This window comes from Psychrobacter immobilis, from assembly GCF_904846285.1.
In the GTDB taxonomy this organism is placed as follows: domain Bacteria; phylum Pseudomonadota; class Gammaproteobacteria; order Pseudomonadales; family Moraxellaceae; genus Psychrobacter; species Psychrobacter immobilis_D.
In genome coordinates this window covers 37,041-57,206 of the sequence record NZ_CAJHAD010000010.1, presented here as the reverse complement: position 1 = coordinate 57,206, position 20,166 = coordinate 37,041, and the positions used below count along the sequence as shown (strand labels likewise).

Below are 20,166 nucleotides of genomic sequence, written 5' to 3'. Positions count from 1 at the left end.
TATTAGCTTGTGATAAGTAGAGTATTACAGCCTGATGGCAAAGCGATAGGCAGCAGTATTAATAGTGCTAATATCACTAATAACGTCAATGCGACTGCACTTGATGCTAATATTATTACGGTGTTTGAACACCAGCGTTTGACGGCGCGTGATTTTGCGCACGTAACGGATTTTCATTGGTTAATGGCGCAAGAGTATGCCGTTTTTAGCATTAAACGCCAGCAAGGACAGTGGCAGCTAAAGGTTAGCCATTATGTCGGTGTTATTTTGCTGCCTAGCAGGATGACGCTTGAGATATTGCCCAAATTGATGGCAAAAACGTCTATCAAGCATAATCAGCTGCAGCCTCATGATTCAGCCAAATCTAGCGTTATCAATCAGACGCGCCAATGGGTGCAGGGTATGCTGGCAGATTTAACCAATAGCCACCATTCTCAAAGTAAGCTACCCAATACGAAAAACTTAGGTCAATTTAGTACGCAATTAGCAGCGCTACCAATTAAAGTACTGCCATTATCAGATTGGTTGATTGCGCAGTTTTTACAGCGCTTGGCGCATTATCAACCGACCAAGCACTATCAGATGCAAATCCATAACCAAGCAGCGCTACAAGGTCGTTTATTGATTAAGGAACAGCTGCGCCATAACTGCATGCAGCCACATAAGTTCGTTTGTGAGAGCAGTGTGCTGAGCCAAGAGATGCTAAGTAATCGCTTGATTAAAAGCGCGCTTGTCTTACTTGCCCCGCTATTTCCGGCATCGACATTACTGCCATCATTACAACAGTGGCAACAAGTGCCGGCACTGAGTCGTTATGAGCGGCAGCGGTTAGAGCCGTTATATCTGCAAGCAAAACGCCAGTTAGCGCTGCAGCCTTTATCTCGTCAGCAATTACAAGCGGCTCAGCAGTTAGTAGATTTGGCTTATTGGCTATTGCAGCAATCTGCTGCTGATACTGGAAATGGAATTAATCCGCATGCATTAGCCAATCAAAACGTCTTTCAACCACGTTTATGTTTATTGATTGATATGAATCAAGCGTTTGAGCAATGGGCAAGCCAACGCATAGCGAAAATGTTTCAGCAGACCAATCCAGCTTATAAGCCCATGTTTCAAACGCAAAGTGTCTGGCTAAACGATGCAGAAGGGCAGGCGTGTCTGTCTATTCGTCCTGATTTATTGATATATAAAGTAGCTGCTGACAATGATACTCAGCTAATTCCAAGTCAATTTCAAAATCCGGAAGATGTAGCGGTTAGTGAGAGTGATAGCGCAAGTAATTATAACTCAGGTCATTATAGCCACGTGATTGATATGAAATGGAAGCACCTAGCGCACGCTGGTGCGATTAGCGCCAATGATGCCTATCAGTTGACCAGTTATGCGCAGGCTTATCATGCAGAGCAAGTGTGGCTGGTCTATCCGGTGCAGGATAATAGCAGGCAACCCGTCGAGCTTAGACAACAAGCTTATGATAAAGGTGATAGTACAGACTGTCGTAAAACCTCTAACATACAGTCAAATCCCGCTCGATTATGGCTCATTCCCTTTAATGTTATTAGCGGAAATATAAACGGCGGCTTGCTTCCAGATTTGAATGTAGTATAATGAGCGCTGTTGAAAACGACAGTATGTATTATGGTTAGTAAAAATCAACGTTGTACTAGCACTATTTGCAGGAAGATTTAAGGTTTTTAAAAGAATTTAACGATTCTTTGAAAATAATCAAAAATAGGTGTTGACACAACCGGCTTTACCCCTTAATATGTGCACCTCGATAGCAAGGAACATTAACAAGTTAGCGGTGTTACCGATAACGAGTTAAGTGACAAACTATCGTGATAATAGAGAATTTCGGAGTGTGGCGCAGTTTGGTAGCGCATCTGGTTTGGGACCAGAGGGTCGTAGGTTCGAATCCTATCACTCCGACCATCTATTTAAAGAGCCTTACAGGCTTTTTTTTATGTATAATGGTTTAGTTTCTACTATGCTAAACTTGCCAAGATATATAAAAGTCCTCTAAGAGCGCCTGTAGCTCAGTTGGATAGAGCATCTCCCTTCTAAGGAGGTGGCCGCAGGTTCGAATCCTGCCAGGCGCACCATTTAGCCTGTCAATCTTGCCTTTCTTGGCAATAGTTATGGCGGTTGTAGCTCAGTTGGTAGAGCCCCGGGTTGTGATCTCGGTTGTCGTGGGTTCGAGTCCCATCAGTCGCCCCATATTTTATTCTGCATTACCTTCCTTATTAAATTCAAAAATAATAAAATAACTCTGTTTGCCTTTATTGGCATTTTTTTTGTGCCTGTCTGTTTGATATAAATCAAAACTATTAAATTATCATGCTGCTTTACTTGTTATAAGTTATAAACTTATGAGACATTTAAAGACTTAAGCATCTGCTAGCCTTTTTTCGCTTTTTTTCCTATGATAGATGTGCTCGCCAATTTTCTATTATTTGTTAACCCTTGCTAAATTCAGCTGTCACATTAAATTATTTACTCAATATTTTTATTTATTTCTTTGCTTCGACTTTATCAAAAATTAAAAGCTTATAAAATAAAAATTAAAATTGTTACCGAATTACTTTAAAAGACTTTGCAGTGATAAGCGCTGTATTTCTATTATTTAAGATTTACTATATTGAGTACCAATTACTGAGGAAGTAATCGATGGACGCACTGAGCGTGTTGCTAGAAAATGTGCATTTATTCGAAACGAAATATTATCGTTTAAATGGCGTGGGTAATTGGTCTTACTCAATCACCAGACAAGATACGATTTTATTTTATTTGGTCATGTCTGGTGGTTTTTGTATCGATGTCGGCAACGGCCCACGAGAAACGCGAGCTGGTGACATGATTATGATTCCAAGTTCGCATCAGCATGTGAGTTATGCGCTAAATCATCGTGGTGATGAGGCTCAGGCGTTGGATGAGTTACTGATAAACTGTAAAGAGCATACGCTGGATGTGAAGGGTGACGGTGATTCTGAAGCGTCATTGATATTAATCGAGTGTAAGTACGACAAGGCCATGATTCGGCCTTTATTGTCAATGCTGCCAGCAATATTGCCTGAAATTAATGATGATTCTGATGGTCGGTTTGAAGTCATTGATGTTGAGATTAGGCTACTGACGCTAGAGGCTGAGCGCGAGCGTATGGGTAAAGCTGCGGTCATCAATCATTGGGCCAGTATTATGATGATTGAATGTCTGCGGGTGTATATTGAAAGTCTGCCTGAAGCCACCGATAATTGGCTAAAAGCCATGAAGGATCCGTTTTTAACCAAAGCGTTGATAGCGATGCATGAGTCGCCAGACCAAAGCTGGACGATTCATAAGCTTGCTGAGGTGGCAGGAATGTCACGCTCAAGCTTTGCGCAGCGTTTTAAAGAGGTGGTTGGTATACCGCCATTGACCTATTTACTGGATTATCGCTTACGCTTAGCCGCGCGTTATCTGCGTTTGCAGCAAAATAGTATTGGCCGTATCAGTGAATTGGTCGGATACGCTTCAGACTCAACCTTTAGCCAAGCCTTTAAGCGTGTCTATGGTGTATCGCCAAAAGCCTATCGCCAACAGTATCAGCAACAAACGCTCGCTTAGTTAGCTCTCAACTGCCGTACATCTTTAAAAAGCGCTCAGGCTATTTATTGCGGAGTGCTTTTTTTGCTAAATGGTCATTATTGATTGGAAGTTATCGCTTTTTAACACACCCTTTGTCACTGATTTTAATGCTTAGTATTTCGATGATGGACAGCTGACAACGTACTAAGGTTCAGGTACTATAGAATCATGAGTTGCCCAAGATAAATATGTTGATGCGATAATCCTTAGCGTGTTATATCCCAATCTCATGGTATGAGAGCAATGCGATAGTGATAGCTGATATGTCTTGGGCGATATTGATTTTTTGCAGCTGATGGTATTTTATGACTGAACCGACCGCTAAACCAACCAGAACCTTAAATGACACTAAAGGCGCTACTACGTCTGTTATCCATAAAAACAGCGTTAATGAAAAAGACGTTAAAGTTAAGGCTCAGAATAACCAACGGGCGGTAAAAAATAAGCAAAAAGGTCAGATAACGGCTGCGCTTGATAAAGCAGCATTGTTGGCATTATTTACCTTGCCAAATGTTGAGTCAAATTCTGAATTAAGTGCCGAGCAATCACATCTAAATATTACTAATCAAATATCTGCTAATCAAATACCTACCAATCAAACCCTGAATACTGCTACTAGCGATACCAATGTCGCCGTCCAACGTGTGGCACTTTATCGCGCTCAGCATGAACGTACGCGCCAGCTCTATATGGCGTCTGCTGCGACTCGTCCTACTTATCTTGTGCAAACACTGAAAACACAGTTTGCAGAATATCAGCAATATTTACTGGCGCAGCAACTTGATAAACGTGGTCTCATGGATACCGATGGGCTAGAGCGTTTATGGCAGCAGTTGCATGTGGTCGATGATATTATCGAAGATATTGTGCGTCATATGCCCGCTCAGCAGCCGGCCGGTTGGCAGCTAACGACGCAAGATGGACATAATCCACTGCGCTTTGCTACCGTTGGTAAGCTCAAGCATGACAAGCCTATTCTAGATCAAGGCAGTTTGAACAGTTATGTTCTCGGCCATTTTGGGGTCAGTAGTTTTACTTATGACCGCGCTTATTATCTTGGTCATGTGGTTGGTTACTTATTCAGCTGCTACTTTTGCGCCCATCTGTCTATCAGTTATGGTGTTACAGCACTTGGTCCGCAGGTCGTGAGCGATTATGAATACGCCAGTCTTGAGACGCCGCATATGGTGAGATTGCTGCAAGGTTTGGATAGTTATTGTAAAAAACGTATTTATCAATTGGCGGTTATTTGTGCAAGGTTGAGCGTATTTGCCAGTGACAAGCGTATCGAGAGAATGCTGATTGCTGAGGTCAATGATTTCGATAAAAAGCTACAACAACAGCATTTAGATGTTTTACTATTACAAGGCTTAATGCCAGATAGTAGTGATTCTACGCCGCTTTTCTAAGATGTTAATTCTAAGATATTAATTCTAAATACACTTTCTCTGTAAAACCTGATTTATACTCATTTTTAATTGACCACCTTAGGATATTCGCTGCTATGCCCGCTTATCATTATAAAGCGTTAGACGACCATGGCAGTGTCCAAAAAGGCTTACTTGAAGGCGATTCTGCGCGGCAAGTACGCCAGCAGCTGCGTGATAAACAATGGACGCCTGTTGAAGTCACAGCTGTCAATGACCGAAAAAGCCAAAATAAAAACCGCTATAAAAAACCCTCTGCTTATGAATTGGCGTTGCTGACCCGTCAATTATCAGTATTACTTGCCGCCGGTATTCCTTTAGAGGAAACGCTTGCCGCCGTCGCCAAACAATCGCCAAAAACTCACATTAAATCACTTATGCTTGCCGTACGCTCGCATGTGCTAGAAGGTTTGAGCTTGGCGCGCGCTCTGCAACAAGCCGCCAGTTTTCCGCCGTTGTATATTGCTACCATTGCGGCAGGTGAGAAGTCTGGTCACTTAGATTTAATTCTCAATCAATTGGCAGATTACACCGAAAACCGTTTTGCTTTACAGAAGAAAATACAAGGCGCAATGGTCTATCCGATTGTGCTGATGGTAATGGCAGTCGGGGTGATTATGGGCTTGATGAGCTTTGTAGTGCCCAAAATTGTCAAAGTATTTGAGCAATCTGAGCAAGCGCTACCGCTCATTACCCAAATTGTCCTGAGCTTATCAAACATCATTACGCAGTGGTGGTGGCTGATGCTATTGGTATTGGCAGGGGCAGCGTTTTTGTTTTATCGCTTTGCGCAAACCCAAGCGGGTAAATTAGCGATAGACAGTATTGTGCTCAGGCTACCGATATTGGCGCGCCTATCAAAAGGGCTTAATGCCGCACGTTTTGCCAGTACGCTTGCGATATTGGTGCGCTCGGGTGTGCCGCTGATTGAGGCATTACATATAGGCGCGGCGGTAACAACCAATTTACATATTCAAAAAACCATTATTACCGCAGCCGATAGGGTGACGGAAGGTTCAAGCTTATCGAGTCAATTAGATAAATCCAATTACTTTCCGCCGATGATGGTACAAATGATTAAAAGTGGTGAAAACTCAGGCGAGCTTGAAAACATGCTCAGCCGCGCCGCTAATATGCAAGAAGCGGAAGCCACAAACTTTATTAGCACCTTGCTGTCGTTACTTGAGCCATTAATGCTAGTGCTCATGGGTGTGGTGGTGATGATTATTGTGATGGCGGTGATGCTGCCGATTGTGAATATGAATGATTTGGCAGGTTAGTAAATATCTAAACCTTCTTGAATTTTCTCCATCTAAATCAAACCTCATTACCTCTATCTTGCTAAAACTTCCATTAACTTTCTTAAGCTTTGCTTACTGTTGTAGATTGTTGACAGCGGCGTGTTTTTACTAGAGCTAAACCAATTGGCACGCTATAGTAAGCATTAGTCAAAAGCCACGTCTAGATAATCTGTATTTGTAAATATACTTCGTGCTTAGCAATATTAGCTGTCATCAAATTATCCGCTGCCTCTTTCAATAAATAAAAATCGCCATCAATAACAAGCTACCGTAGCGCTGGATAAAAATAAAAGCATGGTTTATAGTGATAAACGGTTTAGTGTTCATTAATCTATCGCCAACTGATGAAAGCGCTCTGAACACCACATTCACTATTTATATCACCTGATACCAAAAGCGATGACAAAGCGATGACTATAATTGACACCATTCAAGTAAATACCCTACCAAAAAACGCTAAGACTGATTATAAATCTCAAGCAGAAAGTATTAGCGACAATAAGCCAGCTTCTACGAGAGCCAGTCAGCCATTGCCATTGCGTAATAGTCAATCTGGATTTACTCTTATTGAAATTATGGTAGTGATTGTGATTCTGGCCATTCTTGCAGGTTTGGTGGTGCCGAAAGTGGTTGGACAAAGTGATAAAGCTCGCGTCAAAACCACTGAAACGGCGCTTGCGACCGTATCTAATGCTCTTGATATGTACAAGGTTGATAATTCGCGTTATCCAACTACGGCGCAAGGTTTAGAAGCGCTAACCACACCGCCAGCAGAAGCCAAAAACTATCCTGATGGCGGTTATATCAAAGGTGGTTATCCGACCGATGGTTGGGAAAACGAATTGCAATATGTGGCGCCAGGTAGCGAAGGTCGACCTTATGATTTGTTTTCGTTGGGTGCAGATGGACAGCAGGGCGGTGAAGGGCAAGACGCTGACCTTTATGCCCAGCTATAAGTTTGGCCTTAAAGTGGTTAGAGATAAGCAGTCTGTTATTTTCTAATAATGACACTTTATCGGTTAAAGCGCCGTTTATATTTTCTAAATATCAACCAATAAGGCTTTATTGGTTGATATTTTTTATTAAGACATAAACTAAGTATATAAACGTGCTACTGGGATAAATTTTCCTTGCTTGCTGTGCCTACGCAGACAGAGGCTGCGCAAAATTCCTCGCAGTAGCACTGCGTTTCTTTTGTAGTGTGCTCATTATTATAGTCAGTTATTAAACTCCATCATCAAAGGTAGGTATTTATGTCCATAAAAACAGCCACGTCAATTATCAATAAACGCCTTGCTAAAAAACCTCATGTATTGGCAATTGCGCTTATGAGCACCTCATTGATGACAGGGTTGTCAATGAGCGCGCAAGCAGCAGGACTAGGTGAGCTATTTGGCAACAATAATGCTGCGCAATCAAAGTTTTTGCCTGTTGATAAAGCCTTTCAAGTGGATAGTATTTCCAAAGCGACCTCTAAAGGCACGCAGCTATCGATTACGTTTGATATCACGCCCGGCCATTACGTTTATAAAGATAAGCTTACGGTAAGCTTTCCTAAGGGCGTCAGTGCCACGCCATTTAGCTTCAGTCAGTCGCCAGTTGCTATTAATGATCCGACCTTTGGGAAAGTTCCGGTCTTTACCCAAAAAAATATAATCGCCACCACCACGCTGACCAGCAATAATGGCAAAGGCGCCAAAAATGTACCGGTTGTCATTGGCTGGCAAGGCTGTGCCAAAGCGGGTCTGTGTTATCCACCAGAGAAAATAAAAACCACAGTAAATATTGCTACGCTACGTAAATAAATAATCACGTAGACAGACAGCGAATGGGTCAATTTGAATTTTGGTAATAATAGGTAGCGTTTCATGTCCATTAAGACCGCAGAAAAATCTCCGTCATTAACGGAAAATAGATCTTCAAAAAAATCTTATCTATTGGCATTTGCTTTAAGCGTTAGTTCACTGTTGACGGGATTAACCGCTACTGGACTAGTGGTTGCGCCAGTGGCATCGCAAGCGGCAGGATTGGGAGATTTATTTGGTAATAAAAGTGCTACCCAGCCGAAATTTTTACCAGTAGATCAAGCTTTTCAGGTGGATAGTATTTCCAAGGCGACTTCTAATGGCACCCGTTTAGCGATTAACTTTGACATAACCCCTGAGCACTATGTTTATAAAGACCAAATTAAGCTGACGCTGCCTGCTGGCGTGACAGCTGCACCTTTTACCTTTAGCCAAAAGCCAGTCTCAATCGACGATCCAACCTTTGGGCAAGTATTAGTTTTTGACCAAGCTAACATGGTTGCCAGCACCGTTTTGAGCAGTAGTAATGGTAAAGCTATAGATAATGCTGCTGTGACGATTGGTTGGCAAGGCTGCGCCAAAGCTGGTCTGTGCTATCCACCGGAGAAAATAAAAACCACGGTCAATATCGCGGCCATGCCGCAACAATCTACAGGTAATAGCGCCAGTATTTCCGCTGCGCAAAATAATCCTGCGAATGACAAACCTTTATCTGCAAATGCCGATGATTCTAATAATATTGCCGCAGCGCAAGCCTTGGCAGATGATGAGGTGATTGATTATGCCTTGTTAGATGATGCGGCTTTAGATGCAGAACTTGGTGCTAGCAATACCATCTCTGGCGCAGACGAAGAAGTTATAGGTGGTAATGTCACAAGTGGAGCAGCAAACAATGACGCTGTCATAAATAATGCTGCAACAGACAGTAATACAGTGATTGGCAATAATGCGATCAATAGCGATCCTTTTGGCTTGGCTTCGCATCCGTGGCTGGCATTGGTATTATTATTTTTGGCAGGGTTAGGCTTAGCATTGACGCCATGCGTATTACCGATGCTACCGATTGTTGCCAATATTGTCGCGCGTGAAGACAATCCAACGGTAAAACGCGGTGTTATTTTGACCAGCAGTTATGCGATTGGTGTTGCCATCGCTTATGGTATTTTGGGGGCGGTCATTGCGGTGTTTGGTGAATCGTTAGGCATTATCGGTTGGCTACAAAATCCGATTATCTTGCTTGGGTTTGCCATCGTTTTTGTCTTATTAGCCCTTTATATGTTGGGCATATTTAGCATTCGTCTGCCAAGGTTCATCAGTAGCAAAATGCAGGGTTTAAGCCAAGCAGGCGATAGCAAACTTGGTAGTACGGGCGGCAGTTTAATCGCTGGATTCTTATCGGCGCTCGTAGTTTCGCCTTGTGTTTCGGCACCCTTATTTGGCGCACTGCTTGCTGTATCAACGATTGGCAGTCCGCTCCTTGGCTTTGCCGCCTTATTTATGCTGGGTTTTGGTTTATCAGCGCCGCTTATCTTAATCGGTGCTACCCAAGGTAAAATCATGCCTAAAGCTGGCGAGTGGATGAACTGGGTTAAGCAAGGTTTTGCTTTGCTGCTTTTTGCCGTGGCGTTGTTATTAATTGAGCGCGTCTTTATTTCGCCTGTGATGCTGATGGTATGGGCATTATGGTTTATGGTTGTGGCGATGTGGGCGTGGCGCTGGTTGGGCAAAGGTCGTATGCTCACCCAAGCGCTAGGATTGATTGCTGGTATTTGGGCAACGTGTTTAATCGTCGGCGCCGCATTGGGCAATGATGATAGCTTACATCCGCTAGCGTCATTAAGCGCTGCTCCAATGATGCAGACCGCTACTGGCCAACCAGCGATAAGCAATAGCACAGATAAAGCTGTCACTACGCTGACTGAGTTAGATGCCATCATCGCCGCCAGCCCTAAAGTGCTGGTCGACATCACTGCCGAATGGTGTATTGAGTGCCGGATTATGGATAAAAACTTATTTCATAATCGTCCAGCGCAGATGCAAGATTGGCAGTTAGTAAGACTTGATATCACAGAAACGACAGCCGATTCAAAAGCAATCTTAGCGCGCTATAAATTATTTGGGCCGCCAGCATTGCTGTATTATCAAGACGGTCAATTGGTCAATCAACAAGTGGGTGAAATTGGTCGCGCAGAGTTTGAGCAAACCTTAACAGCATTGAATTAATCATTAAATTTAGATAAATTTCACGTCATTCCTACATACTAAAAAGCCAACGTCCTTTGATAATAGGGCGTTGGCTTTTTCAATTTTATTAAATAGATTCTTTAATATAGGCGCTAAATCCTTGGTTTAGCGTTATTTATTTCTATTTATATTGTTATTTACATTGGCATTAGACAGCGATAACACTAGTATAGTGCCTATATTTTCATTACAATAAAGCAACATTGCTAAAGGAGCATTACTGCATGTAATCGCTACCTTTTACGACTAAATTTATGGCTCTTGTCTCAGTTCTTATTCTATTTTAGCAATCACGCTAATGGTTATATTACTTATCTCATATACTCTGCTGACGATGATGTCAGTTAGATAAAGGACACTTATGTTTTCTCATATTACCTCAAAGCGTCGCTCTTTAGCGCTTATTAAAGTATGCAAACCTAGCCATATTCAGCTACCTAAGCGCTATTTAACGATAGCCGTTGGTACGGCGCTTACTTGTTTTACGCTACAAGGACATGCTGCCAATGGTAATGAAGTTTATGAGGAACTGCCAGTAGAAGACATCGCATTTGAATATAAAGTTGATGAGTCCTCAAAAAAGGTGAATAAGCGCGTCGTCAACACAAATGCAGCGGCTCAAAGCGACAAAGTTATTAGTAAGGAATTTGTCGCCGAACAAGCAAGACTGTTTTATGAATGTACTCAAGTGCAAACCAGTGGTGCGCGGTTAGCCTGTTTCGATAAAGTGGCTGAGCAAGGTCAGACGCCGAGCTACACTGCCACTAAGCAACCGGTTGATTTGGCGAAAACCCTGCAAAGTACCTTTTCAGGTAATCCGCAAGTGGTGCTTGTAGACGAAAATAACACTATCGCTACTAATGCTAATGAAAAGATGAACGGCACCGCGAATAGTGAGCCAACAGATACAGAAACTTTGGATACGGTTGGATTGACGCAGAGGGAAGCGGAAGTATTAGAAAACATCGGCGTCACACAAACCGATATCGAAAAGTTTAGCCCGCTAAGCTTGGCTTATGATTTGGATAAAAATAGTGAGCGTGGCACGTGGACGGTTAGACCGTACCGACCGACTTATGTATTGCCACTCTTTTATACCTTTGATCCCAATTTAGGTCCAAGCACGCCGTCTCAAGAAGTGTATCCTCGCACCTCTAACGATACGCGTAATACCGAGCTAAAATTCCAGTTGTCTTTAAAGACCAAAGTAATGGAAGATTTGTTCGATACCAGTGCGGACTTATGGTTTGGTTATACTCAAGAGTCGCATTGGCAAGTCTATAACGAAGATAACTCGCGTCCATTTCGAGCGACCGACTATCAGCCAGAGATATTTTTGACCCAGCCAGTGGCGGCTGATTTACCTTTTGGTGGTCGTCTGCGCATGTTAGGGGCGGGTGCTATTCACCACTCTAACGGACAAGACGATCCTTTATCGCGCTCGTGGAACCGTGCTTATCTGATGGCAGGGGCTGAGTGGGGTAAGCTTTCTGTCATACCACGCCTATGGGCTCGTATTAATAACGAGAGCTCTGATAGTGAAGATAATCCAGATATCGAAGACTACATGGGTTATGGTGATATTAAATTCTTATATGACCTACCAGCGCAACAGAGTCTGAGTGGCACTTTGCGTTATAATCCAAGCACCAATAAGGGTGCGGCGCAAATTGACTACACGTATCCATTAGCTAAAAATATTAATGGCTATATACAGCTATTTCAGGGTTATGGCGAATCTATTGTTGATTATAACCATGAAAATACCTCTATCGGTTTTGGTATCATTCTTAATGATTGGAAAGGTTTCTAATATAAGTGCGCCAATAGGCATCGTCCGATGCGCCATTTAGCGCCTTATCAAAGCGGACTATGGCTGGCAGAGTATGGAGACATGCGCTGCCAGTTATGCCGTATTTATCGCAGTACGCCGCAATCACAATTTTTTAAAAATCATCCTTCAGCAAGTCCGCCAAATAATCATTCATTTTTTACGAAACTGCGCCAGCAAGTTAATAACCGTTTTAATAGCGGCTTGCTTTGCTCCGATTGTCATAACAGTATCGCGTGGCTACCCAAACTTTTCGAAGTTGATATTGCTGCGGGCACTAGTCTGTCTATTCAAGCAGCGACTTATTACGATTATCCAATACGGCAAGCGATCCGTGCTTTTAAGCATCACGAAGATATGACGAAGCTGCCGTTATTGCTGCATGTATTACGTCAATTGCCACGTCCTCATGGCTGCCATCACGATAACAGCGTCATTATTGCTATGCCGACGACCAATCAACGGCTTATTAAGCGTGGCTTTGACCCCGTCAGTATTTTAGCCGCGCAACTGTCTAAGCATTGGCACATTCCGCTTTGGCAAGGCGTAGAACGTATTGATAATACTGTTAGCCAGCAAGGACTGACGCGTGCCGAACGTTTAAGTAATTTAGAAAATGCCTTTGCTTTAATCGAAAAGCCTCCGGTTAAACGCTTAATATTATTTGATGATGTTGCAACCACAGGCGCTAGCTTACAAGCGTTAGGTCGTGCTCTAATTATGCAACATAAAAGCCTAGCAATACCTAACTCTCAAAACTCTCATCAGTATTATCTCTCAGCTTATGCGTTAGCGCATGGTAGTCAGTCATAAAATCCGTTTTTATTAGAAAAACTCTTTCTATCAATTTATAATAACTATTATGTTGCTAATGTGTTGCCTTAACGTTATATTATTGACACATTTTAGGTCATATCATTTGATATAAGTGCAAAAAATCTAAAGCAATGCCTTAAAGCTTATGAATTTAAAAAATTATTCCTCACAAGCATTCCTACCACCTGACAGTAGTATCTATTGGAACAAAAATTGCATATACATTAGTGAATGCAATTAAAAAGTAAGTGACTAAGAACAGGTTTTAGAAGGACTAGGTACAGTAATTATTATTCTGAACCCAGTATTAATTAGGAAAGTGGCAGCTAGAAATAGGAATTTGATGTGAACGCGTCTGCAAACAAAGTAGCACAAAGATTACAAGTGAGCAGCTCAGGATTTACCCTAATCGAGCTGATGGTAACGATTGCTGTGCTTGCTATTATTGTTAGTATTGCTGCGCCTAATATTAGTACTCAATTGGCTAATCAGCGCGTCAAGTCAACAACAGCTACTCTAGCAAATGCATTAAAAGAAGCGAAAGTAGAAAGTATACTCCGTCGTCAAAATGTAACTGTTATATATACGAATACTAGCACACCTAAAACAATCAGATTGCAAGCTGGCGGTAACGATATATCTAGATATAGTATCAGCGATAAAAGTGTTGTTACTCAAAGTATTACCCCATCTTCGGTAACCAGTATTATTTTTCAACCCAATAAGAAAATAGCTAACAATGCCACAGTAATATATACCATCTGTGATAGTGGCTCTAATAGTGAGACAGGTAAACAAGTAAATCTTACCAATATTGCTAATGTGAATACTATAAATGCTGGGAGCTGCTAATGAAGATTAAAGACACGCAGGCAGGCTTAGGTTTAATAGAAGTAATGGTTGCATTACTGTTGTTAGCTGTGGCTGTGTTAGGGTTTAGTGCCATGCAAATGTCAGCGATTAAAGCAACAGATGAAAGTCTGATGCGTACTCGATCATTAGCTATTATGCGAGGCGGCGCAGAAACTATGCGTACTAACCCTAGCGGTATTGCTGCTTTTAAGGCAGCAATAAACGGTACTTTAGATACTGTGAGTATTGATACTAAAAGCATAACCAAAGACAGTTGTTTGACAAGCGCGAGTACCGCACCTACAGCAGGAACAAGTTGCAATATCGACCAACTAGCGACACGTGACGGATTATTATTAAAATCATATGCAAGCGCTAATGATATTAATATTGGTATGGTACCAGGCGGCTGTCCTGGTACATCTGGTAACCAAGAACTTCAATGTTTTGTAGCAAGTTGGGGAGACACCACAGTTGAATTAAGTGATACTGAACCTAAAGCTTGTGCCAAAGCAAATGGCAGTTATAAGAATGGCGCCGAGTGCTTTATTATGGAGGCTTACTGATGTCATATAATTATAAAAGTACGTATATGAATGACCATCAAGCAGGCTTTACGTTAATAGAGCTCATGATTTCTCTAGTACTTGGTTTAATCGTGTCTGCAGCCGTTATTCAAGTATACCTGATCAATGTGAAGACAAGCAGTATTCAGGCCAGCGGTAGTGAACTACAGGATGCTAGTGTGTTTGGATTACAGCAACTGGAGAAAAGTATTCGCTTAGCAAATCTTGGTAATCCAACTACCAGAATTGATGGCACTACACTCAACGGAGGTATTGTCTTAACGGGTCTTAATATTGGTGTTCCGAATACACCGACTCCTTATCCTAATACAGGATATCTGACAAGACGAGCAGGAGATGGCGCTGTTGGTCCAAATGGGTGGACAGGTATATCAAATACTAATACTGATAGCGATCAGCTGACGATTCAATATATCAATATAACAGGCGCTTCGATGACTGACTGTGAAGCCGCAAACGTTGCTGTTAATGATATTGTGATTGAGCGTTATTTTGTACGTCAGGCAACAGGTACTACTAGCACTGGGGCTATCAAAAACTTGGTATTGGCCTGTGACGCTGGGCGCGTTAACAAAACTGGTGGTATAGCTACTTTCACACCTTCATCTGATTCCAAAAATTTTGGTCAAGCAGGGCAAGAGTTTATTGTCAATGTCGATCAATTTAAAGTGTTATTAGGTGCCCAGTATACAGCTGGGATTAATGCAGGACAACTTATTTACCTCCCAAGCAGCGCCTTTTCGTTGATAAATACTGGTCAGCCAGCGGTCACAGCTGTAAAGATCGGCTTAATTGTTCATGGTAGCACGCCTATTATAGGAAGTGCTGAGCAGTCGGAATTCGCTTTGTTAGGTCAGTTGCCTGCAGGTAATAAATTGAAAACAGATACTAGTAGCACAAAGAAAGTTCGTAGTACCTATGAGACCACAACATTATTACGTAATGCTCGTGTCGTAAATGTAAGTACTAACCAATAACATATTGGTAAGGAGACTAAAAGTGATTCGATATCGTGATTTATCAAGTTCGACACAGAAACATATCAATATGGGTTTGGCATTTCGCAGCACCGAGCAAGGCGCGACATTAGTAGTAGTCTTATTGTTTTTAGTACTGATTATGTTGGCAGGTGCTATAGCAGTCAGACAAAGTACGACAGATCTTAAAGTTGCGACCAGCGATCAGATTAATACAGTATTACTGCAATCAGCAGACAGTGCTAATCAAAAGTTAGAAACCATGGTAAATGGTAGTTCAGCATCTGAACAATATCAAGATGTAACGAGCGCAACGGGAGCACTTGGTCATTTTTTATTATTCGAAGATAATAAAGTCAATGAATTTATCTATTGCTTCAACCCGCGCACTCAAAGATATTTAACCAATAGTGCCACGGTTAGAGCGCCTGCTGGTGGATATGTAGATAGCATCAATAACGGTATCTGTGATTACACAAAAGCGACCGACTTCACGAGCGCTAGACAAGCTGTGATGACGCAAATGAGTATTGCGCTTACGCCTCCTAGTGCCAATGCAGAACCTTTTAAACACGTCGTCATCGGTAAGGAAATTGAAAATAGAACCAGTACAAAGTATCAGTTCGATATTCGAGCAACGTCTTCACTGCCAGCTTATAGTGAGCCTAAAGTAGGAAGTGACAAGTGTTTTGAACAGACTAGCATCATCGGCAACGTCGCGTCTGGTAAAAAATCATTAAATGAGTGCCTTTTAGCAGCTAGCACACCGAGCAAAATGTTATATGAGCAAGCGGATGTCGAAAACATTTCGTCTTCTACTAAGTGTTATCCCTTTGGTAGAGGCTCACTAAATTCTCAGTGTGTACTTGCTACAGGGCCTTAACTTGTTTACTCATTGCTCTGAAATAATATAAGGATAGATGTCATGAAACGATTTAACAACGTACCGACCACTCCTAACACAATTACGTTGCCATTAAAGTATTTGGTCGTTGTTGTGGCATCCATGATGACAATGCCTGTCTCGCAGGCAGATGTGGCAGGCAAGAAAATCGGCGATTTGGAGATTTATAAAGCCGCTGAAGGTGGTAAGACCACAATTACGATGATGTTAGATACGTCGGGTAGTATGACTCTAAATCAGGTAAATAGTGCAAGTACTTGCGATCTTCCTTCTGGCACGAGATATACTAAAGGATATGAGAATTCAAATACTACACCTATATATAGAAGAGACTACTGTTCTACATCGAGCGGCAAGGTTTATGACCGACTTACTCGTTTAAAAGATGCTATTTTTACTTTGATGGACAGTACGGAACTAGACGCTTCAAAAGTAGCTATTGGTATTGGACAGTACTCGTCACAGAGTGGTAGCGATAATGAGGTGAGGACTTCATCCGATGGGACTGCTAGAGATGCTGATGGTAGTAGTGGCAAAATTCTGGTACCTGCAGCCTTATTAGACGCTACCCAGATTGCGAAGATTAAAAAAGCTGTAGCCGATGCTAGAGGTGGTAATGGTACACCGACTGCCAACGCGTATGCGGAAGTAGGTGCCTATATGTTAGGTACTAACACTTCTGGTACTGGTAGTGGTTTTAGCAAGTCTTCATCTTCTTCTAAGAGTGGCAGCAATTATATCAGTCCTCTATTATCACCCTCTAGCTGTGATGGTCGCGGTATATACTTCTTAACTGATGGTGAGCCTAACGGTTCTTCAAGTCCTTTAAGCTTAATGAGAAAAGCTCTAGATAAGAGTAACTTTGGCTTGCCTTCTATCACGCTACCAAATGGTACGCAAAGTAATCATGGTATGCCACAAGTTGGAGCCTTTGCAAAAGCACTACGTGATCCGACGATTAATCCGTTAGGTACTAATCAAGATATATACACCGCAGTCGTTGGTTTTGGTTCGGTTTTTGATGTCAACAGGACATTAGATGCAACCAGGCCTTTAGAAAATCGAATCATTCGTAAATTATCCTACACCAATCCAAAAACTGGCGTTACGACAGATCGAGATTTTTATAATTGTGAAAACATCACAAATATTGATGCGAAAAATGCTTGTAACTGGGGGGAGAAATCTCATCCTTCTTTATCAGGAGTCGGTGGCTTTGGTGAAGGTGGCTTCTATTCAGCACAGTCTACTGAAGATATCGTCGAAAGTATTGTCAACTTCGTTGCTGATTTAAATCAGACTCTCCCATCGGTACCATCAGGTACGATCATCATACCGGATGACCCATATCGTGCTGATAGTCAACTTGCCGTTGCCTATTATCCTACGTTACAACCGAAGGTAGCTGAAAACGTGGTTATTTGGGAAGGTAATTTAAAAAAATATACCTTAAATGAAGGTACGTTATATGGCAAAGGTAACTCCAAGCTATTTAAAAATGTCGCAGGTGATTTGGATCCAGCGACACAAGATATGTGGTCAGATAAAAACTATCCTGGTGCCAATGATAAGGTAGAAAGTGGTGGATTTTTTGCGCAACTAAACACACCTGCTACTGGTGTGGCTTCAGTTAGAACACTGTACGTCGAAGATTGGATAGATTCATCAACCAAGAAACCTGTGTTAAGAAAATTTGGAGTAAGTAGTGCAGGCAAGGTGGTGGTAGATGGCGTGGCATTGACTAATAGTACATTTAAAGATACTGCTACCTACAATGAAACAAATTTGAGAAAGTTATTAAATTTTTTAGGATTTGATGTACTTCCAAGTACAGCTACCACTGTAAGAAACATGACACTTAGCACCGCTAATGTTTCCAAAGCTATCAAGGTGCTTGGAGCAACCATTCACTCTACACCAGCAGCTGTTTCCTATTCTGCGACTCTTGATGGTACTACTGGTAGAGTCACTGATGCACGCGATGACTATGTACTATTTGGCTCATCGGAAGGTGGTTTGCATTTAGTAGATGCAGGTAATCAAGGTGCTGGAGATGGCGGTAAAGAGAAATTCGTTGTTATCCCAAGAGAAATGCTAAGAGATGCTGATAACTCTGATGCACTCATCAAAGACGCAAGAAAATCTGAGATAGGATCACCAAACTTTGGCATAGATGCCCCTTGGTTAGTCACTGCGAATTATAGGTATGATTTGCCAAACAATAGAGTAAATGTCAATACCGCAGGTGGAAAAGGCGTATTTGCTTATGGTGGACTACGCATGGGTGGCGAAGCGTTTTATGGGTTAAACCTTAATGACAATAATAATCCAAGTATGATGTTTACGATTACACCAGCCACCACAGGCTTTAGCCGTATGGGCCAAATTTGGGAAAAACCTACCAAAGCTAAAATAAAAACCAGTACTACTGATACAGGTACCGATGTATTGGTGTTTGGTGGTGGTTATGATATGTGTTATGAGAATGAAACTTTTCAAGTTGGTGTTTCAAATGCTGACCTATTAGGTAACTGCTCAAACCTACCTTTTACCAAAGGTAACGCGGTATATATCATAAACGCCAAAACAGGTGCGTTAATATGGTCAGCTTCTAAAGATGCTAACTCGACAGGGGCATCCAATACTGTCGCTGCTATGACTAACAGCGTTGTCGCTGGGGTGACTACCTTAGACCGAGACAATGATGGCTTTATGGATCATATCTATTTTGCAGATTTGGGTGGTCAGATATTCCGTGCTGACTTTACCAATGCGGGTTTTAAAAAGCCAGTCGCCTCAGGCACACCGTCACCTGAGACTTCTTTTAGTAACACCAGAGTCACGCGTATACTTCAAAGTGCCTATACAGGCAGTGATAAAAAGTATAACTATCGCTTTTATGAACGCCCGACTGTCAGTTTCTATCGTCATGATACTGCCAATACCTTATTTGCATTGGTTACTGCTATCTCAGGGGATCGCAGTTCGCCTTTATCAAGAATACGGGATAATACCAAGGCAGATCGGCTATACGGCATTATAGACAGTGACGTTACCAAGCTAGATAATGTTTTTTATGCCAGTAACTTTACGACTTCAGGAACAGCAGGAGGTCAAGCAATCAATGATTTAGCAGACAGTAATCTAGCTGAATTGCCTACTGCCATCGGCACGCTTACCGCTGCAGGTTATACGTTAGCGCAAAAAACTACCGTCATAAATACCTTAAAAGCTGGAACCAAAAAAGGTTGGTACTATCCTCTGACCCGCTTTGATGGCTACGGTAACGTAAGGTATGGTAAAGGCATTGGTAAATCTGAAGTGATTGACAGCTTTATATATACGACTGTTTATAATCCAGATATGAGCTATGGTCCTGTAGATTCTTGCTCTGCTAAAGTGACCGGCGGCTCCGAAAGACAGCTCTATTGCTTGCCTTATGGTATCTGTACTGATGATGCTTCGAAGAATGGTACGGGTGGATACGTACAGGCAGGAAAAGGCATGCAAGAGCTGACACTTGGACCACGTAGCTCTAGCCTATCAAATAGGCGTATGCTTATTGGTACACGAACATTAACCGAACGTGCTAACGACCGTGTGGACTTCGGTAATGATGCTGATAAATTTACTTATGACACTCCTTTATTAGGAGGAGGTACGAAGAAAAAGGGTCTGCAGCAAAACTTAGGGGTTCTTGATAAAGTCATTGGTAATGGCACAGCACCTGATATGATATTTAATGAACGTTATACGCTACAGCCTAAAACTTGGTATGAAGTAGACTGATAGGATAGT

14 protein-coding genes and 3 tRNA genes are annotated in these 20,166 nt (G+C 42.0%); all 17 read left to right on the top strand.

What is annotated here, in order from left to right:
* The first annotated feature begins 9 nt into the window (after positions 1-9).
* The 17 genes from JMX13_RS07760 to JMX13_RS07680 all read left to right on the top strand — a co-directional run bounded on the left by JMX13_RS07760 (position 10) and on the right by JMX13_RS07680 (position 20,157).
* Positions 10-1,608 carry an McrC family protein gene (locus tag JMX13_RS07760; protein ID WP_227686249.1) on the top strand — a complete coding sequence of 533 codons (1,599 nt, stop codon included), beginning with the start codon at positions 10-12 and terminating at the stop codon, positions 1,606-1,608.
* A 247-nt stretch (positions 1,609-1,855) separates the two neighbouring features.
* Positions 1,856-1,932 (top strand) — tRNA-Pro (locus JMX13_RS07755).
* Between the two features lie 93 nt (positions 1,933-2,025).
* Positions 2,026-2,102 (top strand) — tRNA-Arg (locus tag JMX13_RS07750).
* 39 nt (positions 2,103-2,141) lie between these two features.
* Positions 2,142-2,217: transfer RNA gene (locus tag JMX13_RS07745), tRNA-His, on the top strand.
* Positions 2,218-2,667: 450 nt separating this feature from the next.
* Positions 2,668-3,603 (top strand): AraC family transcriptional regulator, encoded by a 936-nt coding sequence (locus JMX13_RS07740; protein ID WP_201611830.1) that lies wholly within the window; start codon positions 2,668-2,670, stop codon positions 3,601-3,603.
* 326 nt (positions 3,604-3,929) lie between these two features.
* Positions 3,930-5,033, top strand: coding sequence for a hypothetical protein (locus JMX13_RS07735; protein WP_201611828.1), 1,104 nt, complete (start codon positions 3,930-3,932; stop codon positions 5,031-5,033).
* Between the two features lie 95 nt (positions 5,034-5,128).
* Entirely contained in the window at positions 5,129-6,331 is a 1,203-nt protein-coding gene (gspF, locus tag JMX13_RS07730) for a type II secretion system inner membrane protein GspF (RefSeq protein ID WP_201611826.1), read from the top strand.
* Positions 6,332-6,762: 431 nt separating this feature from the next.
* Positions 6,763-7,308 (top strand): type II secretion system major pseudopilin GspG, encoded by a 546-nt coding sequence (gspG, locus tag JMX13_RS07725; protein ID WP_201611824.1) that lies wholly within the window; start codon positions 6,763-6,765, stop codon positions 7,306-7,308.
* Positions 7,309-7,605: 297 nt separating this feature from the next.
* A complete protein-coding gene (locus JMX13_RS07720; protein ID WP_201611822.1) occupies positions 7,606-8,157 on the top strand; it encodes a protein-disulfide reductase DsbD domain-containing protein in 552 nt (183 codons plus the stop codon).
* Positions 8,158-8,220: 63 nt separating this feature from the next.
* On the top strand, positions 8,221-10,380 hold the full coding sequence (locus tag JMX13_RS07715) for a protein-disulfide reductase DsbD domain-containing protein (protein WP_201611820.1): 2,160 nt from the start codon (positions 8,221-8,223) through the stop codon (positions 10,378-10,380).
* A gap of 382 nt (positions 10,381-10,762) precedes the next feature.
* The gene (locus tag JMX13_RS07710) at positions 10,763-12,214 is read left to right on the top strand and encodes a phospholipase A (RefSeq protein ID WP_201611818.1); all 1,452 of its coding nucleotides are present in this window, start codon (positions 10,763-10,765) and stop codon (positions 12,212-12,214) included.
* Between the two features lie 27 nt (positions 12,215-12,241).
* Complete coding sequence (locus tag JMX13_RS07705) at positions 12,242-13,045, top strand: ComF family protein (RefSeq protein WP_201611816.1); 804 nt, start codon at positions 12,242-12,244, stop codon at positions 13,043-13,045.
* A 348-nt stretch (positions 13,046-13,393) separates the two neighbouring features.
* On the top strand, positions 13,394-13,900 hold the full coding sequence (locus JMX13_RS07700; RefSeq protein WP_227686248.1) for a GspH/FimT family pseudopilin: 507 nt from the start codon (positions 13,394-13,396) through the stop codon (positions 13,898-13,900).
* On the top strand, positions 13,900-14,466 hold the full coding sequence (gene pilV / locus JMX13_RS07695; RefSeq protein ID WP_201611814.1) for a type IV pilus modification protein PilV: 567 nt from the start codon (positions 13,900-13,902) through the stop codon (positions 14,464-14,466). Before JMX13_RS07700 ends, pilV begins: the two co-directional genes overlap by 1 nt.
* A complete protein-coding gene (locus JMX13_RS07690) occupies positions 14,466-15,464 on the top strand; it encodes a prepilin-type N-terminal cleavage/methylation domain-containing protein (RefSeq protein ID WP_201611804.1) in 999 nt (332 codons plus the stop codon). The genes pilV and JMX13_RS07690 overlap by 1 nt, the downstream gene beginning before the upstream one ends.
* Positions 15,465-15,486: 22 nt before the next feature.
* The gene (locus JMX13_RS07685; protein ID WP_201611794.1) at positions 15,487-16,347 is read left to right on the top strand and encodes a PilX N-terminal domain-containing pilus assembly protein; all 861 of its coding nucleotides are present in this window, start codon (positions 15,487-15,489) and stop codon (positions 16,345-16,347) included.
* A gap of 42 nt (positions 16,348-16,389) precedes the next feature.
* The gene (locus JMX13_RS07680) at positions 16,390-20,157 is read left to right on the top strand and encodes a pilus assembly protein PilY (protein ID WP_201611792.1); all 3,768 of its coding nucleotides are present in this window, start codon (positions 16,390-16,392) and stop codon (positions 20,155-20,157) included.
* Positions 20,158-20,166: the final 9 nt, after the last annotated feature.

Bases quoted from the DNA above. Each gene is read 5' to 3' on its own strand.
- JMX13_RS07740 (WP_201611830.1), top strand. From the start codon at position 2,668: ATGGACGCACTGAGCGTGTTGCTAGAAAATGTGCATTTATTCGAAACG.
- JMX13_RS07735 (WP_201611828.1), top strand. From the start codon at position 3,930: ATGACTGAACCGACCGCTAAACCAACCAGAACCTTAAATGACACTAAA.
- gspF (WP_201611826.1), top strand. From the start codon at position 5,129: ATGCCCGCTTATCATTATAAAGCGTTAGACGACCATGGCAGTGTCCAA.
- gspG (WP_201611824.1), top strand. From the start codon at position 6,763: ATGACTATAATTGACACCATTCAAGTAAATACCCTACCAAAAAACGCT.
- JMX13_RS07720 (WP_201611822.1), top strand. From the start codon at position 7,606: ATGTCCATAAAAACAGCCACGTCAATTATCAATAAACGCCTTGCTAAA.
- JMX13_RS07715 (WP_201611820.1), top strand. From the start codon at position 8,221: ATGTCCATTAAGACCGCAGAAAAATCTCCGTCATTAACGGAAAATAGA.
- JMX13_RS07710 (WP_201611818.1), top strand. From the start codon at position 10,763: ATGTTTTCTCATATTACCTCAAAGCGTCGCTCTTTAGCGCTTATTAAA.
- JMX13_RS07705 (WP_201611816.1), top strand. From the start codon at position 12,242: ATGCGCCATTTAGCGCCTTATCAAAGCGGACTATGGCTGGCAGAGTAT.
- pilV (WP_201611814.1), top strand. From the start codon at position 13,900: ATGAAGATTAAAGACACGCAGGCAGGCTTAGGTTTAATAGAAGTAATG.
- JMX13_RS07690 (WP_201611804.1), top strand. From the start codon at position 14,466: ATGTCATATAATTATAAAAGTACGTATATGAATGACCATCAAGCAGGC.
- JMX13_RS07680 (WP_201611792.1), top strand. From the start codon at position 16,390: ATGAAACGATTTAACAACGTACCGACCACTCCTAACACAATTACGTTG.